Below are 1883 nucleotides of genomic sequence, written 5' to 3'. Positions count from 1 at the left end.
ACCCTCACGACGAGGACCACGGTCACCAGATGCACCCTCACGAGGACCACCTCGGTCATCGCGCTCGCGGAACGGACGACGCTCTCCGCCCTCACGCGGCGAACCACCGCGATCGTCTCGGCCCCGATAGCCGTCGTCCCGCCGAGGTCCTCTGTCTCCCTGACTGTCGGAGCGCGGCCTGTCCTCGGAACGGAACGGACGGCTATCACCAGAGTCTCGCCCGCGAGAGCCGTATCCGCCGCTCCTGCCCTCTTCGCCGGAACGCCTGTCCCCGTAGTCGCCGCGATCGCGCGGTCCGCCATCCGATCCGTTATCTCTGTTCACTTCTGGTCCATTTCGTTGGCTCACCCAGCGGACTCTCAACAACGGTCCACCGTGGCTGGTCGCTGCCCGCCCTCGGGCCTTACGCGACGAAGGCCACCCGTGGGGGGTGGCCCGGTACCCCCAGCCTAGCAAGCCGGGGAACGTCCACGAGCCCGGCGCAACCCCGGTTAATTCGCTCGCCGATAAACGTCAGGTCAGCAAGACTGCTCACCATGTCACTACGCTTCCACGAAATCGCCGAGTCCCGGCACCGGATTCTGAACCCCCTGACGGACGACAAGCTCAACCTGCTTGGTGAAATCTGTCGTCCCGTGCGCGGCGCACGCCATCTGGACCTGGCGTGCGGAAAGGGCGAGCTCCTTTCTCGCTGGGCGGCTGATTACGGCGTGCAAGGCGTTGGCGTGGACATCAGCACGTTCTTCCTGTCCGGCGCCCGGACACGCGCCCAAGAGCTCGGCGTGGCCGACCACCTCCAGTTCGTGGAAGCGGACGCCGCCGGCTACGAAGACACGCCCGAGTCGTACGACCTGGTCTCCTGCATCGGCGCCACCTGGATCGGCGGCGGCCTCAAGGGCACCTTGTCCCTCATGCGCCGGCATCTGCGCCCGGACGGCATCGTCCTCGTTGGCGAGTGCTACTGGGCCTCTCCGCCTCCACCCGAGGCCTACCAGGCCCTCGGCATAGAGGACAAAGACCTTTTCACCTCACTCGCCGACACAGAGGAGCGCATCCGGGAAGCCGGCTTCGAGCTGCTGGAAATGGTGCTGGCCGATCCCGACAGTTGGGACCGGTACGTAGCCAGTCAGTGGTGGACGATCAGCGACTGGCTGCGCGACAATCCCGCGGACCCCGATGCTCCGGCCATGCGAGAATTCCTCACGCATGCCCGCCGCTCGCATCTGGAATACGGTCGCCAATATCTCGGCTGGGGTGTCTTCGTCCTCCGGCCGGCTCTTCCATGACAGAGGCGAACCCGAAACCGACACCAATGAGCGGAGCAGAAAGCAGTATGTAACCGCTCGGTCGGAAACCTTCGCTATAAAGCCGCTCCGCCCCGATCGATCCGCCCCCCGATCGAACTGCCTAAGATCGAACCGACCGTGCGCGGATCGCCGTGCGCCCGCTCCGTCCGGAACGCCCTCTGTCGCATATTCCTGGAATGCAAAAAGGCCCCGACGCTCTAGGCGTCGGGGCCTTTTAAAGATTGTCCGGCGGTGACCTACTCTCCCACACCCTCCCGAGTGCAGTACCATCGGCGCTGAGAAGCTTAACTTCCGGGTTCGGAATGTAACCGGGTGTTTCCTTCTCGCCATAACCGCCGTAACCCTCCGAAACATACAAGCATGCCGCTTGCTGTCTCAGAATTGCATAGTGGACGCGGGCAACAGATTCTTTGGTGTGGCGCTTCTCTGGACCCGGCGAAGAGTTACAGAGCGCTGCACACACCAAAGCCTTATGCTTTGTGGTCAAGTCCTCGGCCTATTAGTACCGGTCAGCTCCACACGTTGCCGTGCTTCCACCTCCGGCCTATCAACCCGATCGTCTATCGGGGGCCTTAC

The 1883-nt window shown here is 63.7% G+C and carries 2 protein-coding genes and 2 rRNA genes; 1 reads left to right on the top strand and 3 read right to left on the bottom strand.

The features are described 5' to 3' along the window. Window positions 1-302 (bottom strand): hypothetical protein (locus ACWD0F_RS11490; RefSeq protein WP_449874301.1); only part of this gene is annotated, 302 nt, incomplete at its 3' end. A 234-nt stretch (window positions 303-536) separates the two neighbouring features. On the opposite strand from ACWD0F_RS11490, the gene ACWD0F_RS11485 reads away from it, so the two are divergent. Next, window positions 537-1286 (top strand): SAM-dependent methyltransferase, encoded by a 750-nt coding sequence (locus tag ACWD0F_RS11485; protein WP_449874300.1) that lies wholly within the window; start codon window positions 537-539, stop codon window positions 1284-1286. A 244-nt stretch (window positions 1287-1530) separates the two neighbouring features. Here ACWD0F_RS11485 and rrf read toward each other — a convergent pair. Both rrf and ACWD0F_RS11475 read right to left on the bottom strand, forming a co-directional pair. Beyond that, a 5S ribosomal RNA gene (rrf, locus tag ACWD0F_RS11480) occupies window positions 1531-1647 on the bottom strand. A 139-nt stretch (window positions 1648-1786) separates the two neighbouring features. Then, window positions 1787-1883, bottom strand: a 23S ribosomal RNA gene (locus tag ACWD0F_RS11475); the annotation flags it as partial.

Source organism: Nonomuraea sp. NPDC002799 (assembly GCF_053592075.1).
The sequence above is the reverse complement of the archived record's forward strand: the minus strand, read 5'-3'. Positions and strand labels throughout refer to the sequence as shown.

Coding starts and splice junctions, on each gene's coding strand:
- ACWD0F_RS11485 (WP_449874300.1), top strand. CDS start 537: ATGTCACTACGCTTCCACGAAATCGCCGAGTCCCGGCACCGGATTCTG.